This is a genomic window from Maritimibacter alkaliphilus HTCC2654 (assembly GCF_000152805.1).
GTDB lineage: Bacteria > Pseudomonadota > Alphaproteobacteria > Rhodobacterales > Rhodobacteraceae > Maritimibacter > Maritimibacter alkaliphilus.
In genome coordinates, this window is sequence record NZ_CH902578.1 from 1,942,670 (window position 1) to 1,949,727 (window position 7,058).

Annotated in this window: 9 protein-coding genes; 3 read left to right on the forward strand and 6 right to left on the reverse strand. The window is 66.1% G+C overall.

What is annotated here, in order from left to right; genetic code table 11:
* Positions 1 to 19 precede the first annotated feature (19 nt).
* On the forward strand, positions 20 to 937 hold the full coding sequence (locus RB2654_RS10475) for a cation diffusion facilitator family transporter (protein WP_008331243.1): 918 nt from the start codon (positions 20 to 22) through the stop codon (positions 935 to 937).
* Here RB2654_RS10475 and RB2654_RS10480 read toward each other — a convergent pair.
* The 6 genes from RB2654_RS10480 to RB2654_RS22405 all read right to left on the reverse strand — a co-directional run bounded on the left by RB2654_RS10480 (position 934) and on the right by RB2654_RS22405 (position 5,267).
* Positions 934 to 1,623: a helix-turn-helix transcriptional regulator gene (locus RB2654_RS10480; protein WP_008331245.1), complete on the reverse strand. Its 690-nt coding sequence runs from the start codon at positions 1,621 to 1,623 to the stop codon at positions 934 to 936. The two genes, RB2654_RS10475 and RB2654_RS10480, sit on opposite strands and share 4 nt — an antisense overlap.
* Positions 1,623 to 1,985, reverse strand: a complete 363-nt coding sequence (locus RB2654_RS10485; RefSeq protein WP_008331246.1) for a VOC family protein — start codon at positions 1,983 to 1,985, stop codon at positions 1,623 to 1,625. The genes RB2654_RS10480 and RB2654_RS10485 overlap by 1 nt, the downstream gene beginning before the upstream one ends.
* 61 nt (positions 1,986 to 2,046) lie before the next feature.
* On the reverse strand, positions 2,047 to 2,811 hold the full coding sequence (locus tag RB2654_RS10490; RefSeq protein ID WP_008331256.1) for a hydroxypyruvate isomerase family protein: 765 nt from the start codon (positions 2,809 to 2,811) through the stop codon (positions 2,047 to 2,049).
* 109 nt (positions 2,812 to 2,920) lie between these two features.
* Positions 2,921 to 3,556: a YiaD family glycine zipper/OmpA-like lipoprotein gene (locus RB2654_RS10495; RefSeq protein WP_040884705.1), complete on the reverse strand. Its 636-nt coding sequence runs from the start codon at positions 3,554 to 3,556 to the stop codon at positions 2,921 to 2,923.
* 109 nt (positions 3,557 to 3,665) lie between these two features.
* A complete protein-coding gene (locus RB2654_RS10500; protein ID WP_008331259.1) occupies positions 3,666 to 4,535 on the reverse strand; it encodes a methylated-DNA--[protein]-cysteine S-methyltransferase in 870 nt (289 codons plus the stop codon).
* Between the two features lie 84 nt (positions 4,536 to 4,619).
* Positions 4,620 to 5,267, reverse strand: coding sequence for a Hint domain-containing protein (locus RB2654_RS22405; protein WP_083783377.1), 648 nt, complete (start codon positions 5,265 to 5,267; stop codon positions 4,620 to 4,622).
* A 110-nt stretch (positions 5,268 to 5,377) separates the two neighbouring features.
* On the opposite strand from RB2654_RS22405, the gene nth reads away from it, so the two are divergent.
* The gene (gene nth / locus RB2654_RS10510; RefSeq protein ID WP_040884706.1) at positions 5,378 to 6,022 is read left to right on the forward strand and encodes an endonuclease III; all 645 of its coding nucleotides are present in this window, start codon (positions 5,378 to 5,380) and stop codon (positions 6,020 to 6,022) included.
* Positions 6,019 to 7,008, forward strand: coding sequence for an adenosine kinase (locus tag RB2654_RS10515; protein ID WP_008331265.1), 990 nt, complete (start codon positions 6,019 to 6,021; stop codon positions 7,006 to 7,008). The genes nth and RB2654_RS10515 overlap by 4 nt, the downstream gene beginning before the upstream one ends.
* Positions 7,009 to 7,058: the final 50 nt, after the last annotated feature.

The following is a 7,058-nucleotide window of genomic DNA, read 5'->3' on the forward strand; positions in this document are numbered from 1 at the left end:
TGGGCAGACGGAGAATGCCATGCCCCACGATCACGCCCACGGCCACCATCACGTAGACCCCGACGCGGGCGACCGCGCCGTCGCGGCGGCGGTCGGAGTCAACGTCGCGCTGACCGTGGCCGAGATCGTCGGGGGGCTCCTGTCCGGTTCGGTCGCACTGATCGCGGATGCGGTGCACAACCTGTCCGATGCGGCGAGCCTTGGCATCGCGTGGTTCGCACGGCGGATCGGGCGGCGACCGACCGACGCGACCATGACCTTCGGCTACAAACGGGCGGAACTTGTCGCCGCGCTCATCAACCTGACGACCCTGATCGTGATCGGCCTTTACCTGATCTACGAAGCGGTGCAGCGGTTCTTCGCCCCCGTGGAGGTGATCGGCTGGCTGATGATCTGGGTGTCGGTCTTCGCGCTGATCGTCGATGCGGTGACAGCCTGGCTGACCTATCGGCTGTCCAAGGAAAGCGTGAACATCCGCGCGGCGTTCATGCACAACGTGGCGGACGCGTTGGGTTCGGTCGGGGTCATCGTCACGGGGCTGCTCATCGTGTCGTTCGGGTGGAGCTGGGCAGACCCGCTCGCCACGCTTCTGATCGCGGGCTACATCCTGTGGATGGCGGTCGGCGAAATCCGGGGCGTGATCCGCACCCTCATGCTGGGCACCCCGCCGGGCATCGAACCGGATGAGGTCTTGGCAGCAATGGAAACCGTCGAAGGTGTCGCAAGTGTTCATCACCTGCACATCTGGCAGATCAGCGAACGGGTCGTGTCGCTGGAGGCGCATCTGGTGACCGACGCCGAGACGTTGCCGCAGATCGCGCGTGTGAAGGGCCGCCTTCGTGATATGCTCCACACCCGGTTCGAGATAACCCATGTGACGCTGGACGCCGAAACGCCGGAACTGGCCTGTGCGCATCCGGCGCGGATCGGGAGTTAGGCGAGTGGTCGGCCCCGGTGGCAGTCGTAGAATGTCTTGAGGTTCTTGTCGGCCTCCAGCGGAAACACATCGCCCTCGCTCACCTCGCCCATGCGGTCGACGCGGAACATGCGAAAATCCTGACGAAGCTCGCACCAGCTCGCCAGCGTCCAGACCTTGCCCCAATAGAGCAGCGCAAGCGGGCGCACCGTGCGGGTCGTCGCCCGCCCGCCCTCGTCCTCATAGGGAAAACGCACGCGCAGGCGGGCATGAGCGGCATGTTCCAACTGGTCGAGCCGGGCGCGGTCGACCGGGTCGGCGGAGAGAAAGTCCATCGCTTCGATCGGCACCCGCGCGGCGCGATCCTTAAGGCTTTGCGGCAGCACCGCTTCGATCTTGACCAGCGCCTCTTCGGCGGCGCGGGCCATTTCCAGCCCGCCCCAGGCACGGGCCATGCGCGCGCCTGCGACAAGCGCCGTCACCTCCGCCTGCGTGAACATAAGCGGCGGAACGTCGTAGCCTGCGCGCATGATGTAGCCGACCCCGGCCTCGCCTTCGATGGGAACGCCGGAGCCGATGAGATCGGCGATGTCGCGGTAGATGGTCCGCTCGCTCACCTCCAACCGTTGGGCGAGGCTTCGGGCCGTGGTCAGCCGACCGCCGCGCAGATACTGAACGATCTGGAACAGGCGGTCGGCCCGTCGCATCAGGCGGCGTGCGGCTGGAACAGGCCGATCTGGTTGCCGTCGAGGTCGAGCGCCATGATGAAGCGGCCCGCCGGAATCTCGACAGCCTCGCCCAGCACCTGCCCCCCGGCAGAGCGCACGCGGTCGGCAGCCGCCTCGCAGGTGCCGTCGACGGCGAAGTGGATGACGTTGCCGCGGGTGCCGGTGTCGTCGGACTGAAACAGGTTCGCGCCGACGCCGGCGGTCGAGCCGTTGAGCACCGCGAAGGGGGCGCTGCTGTCAATTTCCGTCCGATAGCCGAAGACGGAATCGTAGAACGAGATCGAGGTCTTCAGGTCTTTCACTGGAATTTCCGCCCAGACGACAATGGGTTGCGTGGTCATATCAGGTCTCCTTCATGTTCTGACGAACCCTGATTAACACCCCCCAACTGACAGCATCCTGTCAGGAGCCTTTCACCGCGTCCAGCCAGCCGAGCGTTTTTCGCGTGTCGCCCTCGGGCATGTATTCGGCCGAGACCCAGCCCTTGTAGCCGCTGTCGTCCAGCGCGGCGAAGAAGGCGGGAAAGTCGACCTCGCCCTTCTCGGGTGCCCGCCGACCCGGCGCACTTGCGATCTGGACGTGGACCGCGCGGTGTCCATGCGCCTCCCACACCGCCATGCCGTCGCCGGTGAGCATCTGCGCGTGATACATGTCGAATTGAAGGTTCACGTTCTTCGCCTTCACCTCGTCCAGAATCTCGGCCGCCTGATCGAAGTCGTTCAGGAAATACCCCGGCATGTCGGTGCCGTTGAGCGGCTCGATGGTCAGGCTCATCCTGGGCGCCTCAGCCGAGGCCCAGCGCAGATTTTCGACGAAGGTGGTTCGCGCGACCAGACCGCTCGCCTTGCCGGCCATGACGTGCATGTGCTGCGCGCCCAGCGCCTCGGCGAAGCGGACCGCGCGTTTGAAGTCGTGACGGAAGCGTTCGGTCAGACCCGGCACGGCCGCAAACCCGCGCTCGCCCCCGGCCCAGTTGGGCGGCGGGCAATTGATGAGCACCATCTGGAGGCCATTCATGGCGAGCCGCCGGGTCATTTGGGTCACCGCGTCGTCATAGGGAAACAACGCCTCGACCCCGGTGAAGCCGTGGTCGGCGGCAGCGGCAAAACGGTCGAGGAACGGAAGCTCTTTGAACAGGAGCGAGATATTGGCGGCGAACTTCGGCATGTCGTCTTCCCTAGCGGTCAATCCATGTTTCGACTAGCCGCAACGGTGCATCGGACACGAAAAAGGGCCGGACGCTGGTCCGGCCCCTTCGTTAACCTTTGGCGCGGTCTCAGCCCCGCGGGATGATGAGCACCTCGACGCGACGGTTCTGGGCCCGGCCCTCGGGCGTCAGGTTGGTCGCGACCGGCTCGCTGTCGCCCTTGCCCACCGCCTGAAGCCGTGCGGCACCGACGCCGTTCGACTGAATCACGCCGAGCACGGCCTGCGCGCGGCGCTGCGACAGGGTGAGGTTGTAGCTCGCCTGCCCGGTGTTGTCGGTATGGCCCACGACCTGAACCGACGAATTCGGATACTCGCGCAGGTTTTCGGCCAGCGCGCGCAGATCGGGGTAAAGGGCGGGCGAAACATCGGCGCTGTCGGTCGGGAACAGGATGCCCTGCGGCATCACGACCTTCAGATAGCTGCCGGTGTTGATGACCTGGATCGACGAGTTCGACAGGCTCGAGCGCAGGTCGCCCGCCTGTTTGTCGAGCTGGTTGCCGACCAGACCGCCGACGATGGCACCGCCGATGGCGCCGGCCGCCGCGGTGGCTGCACGGTTGCCGGGGATCGCCGCGCCGACAAGGCCGCCGACAGCCGCGCCGGTCGCGATGCCCGCGCCTTCGCGCTGACCCACGGTCGAGCAGCCGGTCAGCGCCAGAACCGACACCAGCGGCAGGACGAACAGGGGTTTCAGGGTAGTCATTCGTGGACCTTTCAGTGGGAATCCGATCTTCGCGGGCAGCATAAGCCCCGGCCCCGCAAGGGGAAAGGCCCGTTCGGCCCGGGTTTCGCGGCGGGCAGCAAACCGCCGCCTACCCGATGGCCTCGTCGCGCGCGGACTCCCACGCGAGAAGCGCGCGTTTGACCGGCAATCCCCAGTGATAGCCGCCAAGGCCCCCCGATTTGCGCAGCGCCCGGTGGCACGGGATGATCCAGCTTACCGGGTTTCGCCCCACGGCGGTGCCGACGGCGCGGACCGCTTTGGGGTGGCCGACCGCGCCCGCGATCTCGGAATAGGTGGTGACGTGGCCCGAAGGGATCGCGATCAGCGCCTCCCACACCTTGATCTGGAAGGGCGCGCCGATCATGTGAAGCCGCGCCTCGCCAGTCTGATCGAAAGCCGCCGTGACATCGGGCCGGATCGCCATGGGATCTTCGACGAACGTCGCCTTGGGCCAGCGCGACAGCATATCGGCCATCGCCGCTTCGGCCCCGGTTTCGGCGGCGAAGGCCAGTCCGCAGATACCCCGGTCCGTCGCCATGACGAGGGCGAGGTCGAAGGGCGAATCGAACCAGCCCCAGCGGATCGTCAGACCCTCGCCGCCCTTGGCGTAGTCGCCGGGGCTCATCGCCTCCCACGTCAGGAACAGGTCGTGAAGCCGCCCGGTCCCGGACAGGCCCAGCGAATTGGCCGCTTCCAACATGGTGAACTTGTCGCGCAGCAGCGCGCGGGCGTGGTCGATGGTCAGGTATTGCTGATACCGTTTGGGGCTGACGCCAACCCATTTCGAGAAAACACGCTGAAAATGCGCTGGGCTCATGTTCACTTCGCCCGCCAGCGCGTCGAGCGTCAGGGGCGTTCCGCCCGCCGCGTCGATGGCGTCGATGGCCCGACGCATGACGTGATAGTGATAGGCCCCTTCGGCCTCGGTCTCGGGCGTTTTCAGATCAAGCGCGGTCATGGGCGTCTCCTTCGACACCAAATTTAGGCGGGGCGCGCCCGTCGGGCGACCCGTTTCCTGCGGTTTAGCGTGGGACGCCGCGCATCACGCAACCTGTCGGATCATCCGCGGGATCTGATCCCGATCCGTGCCGCGCAACGCCCGCACCTCCCACTCCGTCAGGCAGAGCCGGGCCGCGCGGGCATGGCTGAGCCTGAGCGATGGTGTCGCCAGCAGGTGCGCAGGCAGGTCACGTCCGATGGCACCCAGCGTCGCCGGATCGAGCAGCAGCGATTCCGCCCACAGCCCGTTGGCCTGCACAAGGTCATGCACGGGGAGGAGGAGTTGGGTCAGACAGCTTGCCCCCATCGGGGCGCTGCGCACGCGCAGCCCATCGGCAAGGTGCGCGATTGGCGCGAGGGCTTCATCCACCCCCAGATGCAACTCCACCGCCGCGCCCGACAAAAGAACCCGGTGCGCGGGCGCGAGCCAGGTCGCGTGGGTCGGGCCGCCATCCCCCAATGCACCCTCGGCGATCTCGACCAGGGCGAGGTCCGGTTGCAGGGCGGCATCACCCGGGGATACGCGAATGCGCCCGACCCAAAGGACGGGCTGAACCCCGTGGTCGCGCGTGAGCACACGGTCGCCGGTCGCCAGCCATTCGACGGGCAATTCGCCGTCGGTCGTCATCACATGCGTTCCGGGACCGAACCCCGGCATCGTCGCGATCTGGCTGTGCATTCTGGCTGTCATGCCCCGATCCTTGGACCTTTGCGCATCACCAGACCAGAAAAAGCGAAACACGAGGTTAAGACCCGCACACCAACTTGCGCCCCCCGCCGAAACCCCCGATACGGGGATCGATGGCCAAGCAAATGGACTATATGACGATCCGCGAGGTGTTCCGCCGGTTACACGAGGCCGAGCCGGAGCCGAAGGGCGAACTGGAGCACGTCAACGCCTATACGCTCGTCGTCGCCGTGGCGCTGTCGGCGCAGGCGACGGACGCAGGCGTGAACAAGGCCACGCGCGAGCTGTTCAAGATCGCGGATACGCCCGCCAAGATGCTGGCGCTGGGCGAAGCGGGCCTGACCGAGCATATCAAGACCATTGGCCTCTTTCGCCAGAAGGCCAAGAACGTCATCAAGCTCTCGCAGATCCTCGTCGATCACTACGGCGGCGAGGTGCCCAATAGTCGCGCCGCCCTGCAATTGCTGCCCGGTGTGGGCCGCAAGACCGCGAACGTGGTCCTGAACATGTGGTGGCACTATCCGGCGCAGGCGGTGGACACCCACATCTTTCGCGTCGGCAACCGGACGGGCATCTGCCCGGGCAAAGACGTCGTCGCCGTCGAACGCGCCATCGAAGACAATGTCCCGGCGGATTACCAGCAGCACGCCCATCACTGGCTGATCCTGCACGGGCGCTACACCTGCAAGGCACGCAAGCCCCTGTGCGGCACCTGCCTGATCCGCGATCTCTGCCAATTCGAGGAGAAGAACCTTTGACCAAACGCTTCCAGGTCGTCGGCATCGGCAACGCCATCGTCGACGTCATCACCCAGAACACCGACGACTTCCTCGAACACATGGGGATCGAAAAGGGCATCATGCAGCTCGTCGAAAAGGAACGCGGCGAAACGCTCTATGGCGCGATGGAGAACAGGGTGCAGGCGCCGGGCGGGTCGGTCGCCAACACGCTCGCCGGGCTCGGGAACCTGGGCCTGTCGACCGGCTTCCTCGGACGCGTGCGCGACGATTCGCTGGGGCGTTTCTACGCGCATGAGATGGCCGAGGACGGGACGGTCTTCGTCAACGCGCCGGTGAAGGACGGCGAGCTTCCGACCTCGCGCTGTATGATCTTCGTCACGCCCGATGGCGAGCGGTCGATGAACACCTATCTCGGCATCTCGTCGGAAATCTCCGAAGCCGACGTGCCGGAAGAAGCCGCGCGCGATACCGAGGTCATGTTCCTCGAGGGCTATCTCTACGACAAGGACAAGGGCAAGGCGGCCTTCAACCGCGCCGCCGAGATCACGCACAAGGCCGGCGGCAAGGTGGGCATCTCGCTCTCCGACCCGTTCTGCGTGGAACGCCACCGCGACGATTTCCGCCGCTTCGTGAAAGAAATGGATTTCGTGATCGGGAACGAACACGAATGGCAGTCGCTCTACCAGACCGACCTGTCGGCGGCGCTGGAACTGGCCGCCGCCGAATGTGGTCTGGCCGTGTGCACCCGGTCCGGCGCCGACGTGGTGCTGATGCAGGGCGAGAAAGAGGCCGTGGTGCCGGTGAACCGGATCGACCCGGTCGACACCACCGGCGCGGGCGACCAGTTCGCCGCCGGCTTCCTTGCAGGCTACGCGCTCGGCCATGACCTCGAGACCTGCGGTCGCATGGGTGTCATCGCGGCGGGCGAGGTCATCAGCCACATCGGCCCGCGCCCCGAGGCCGACCTGAAAGAGCTGTTCCGCAAGAACGGCATCGCGCTTTAGGAGTTTCGCGGCGGGCTTGCGCCCGCCACGATCCGCTGGAGGGGCCAGCC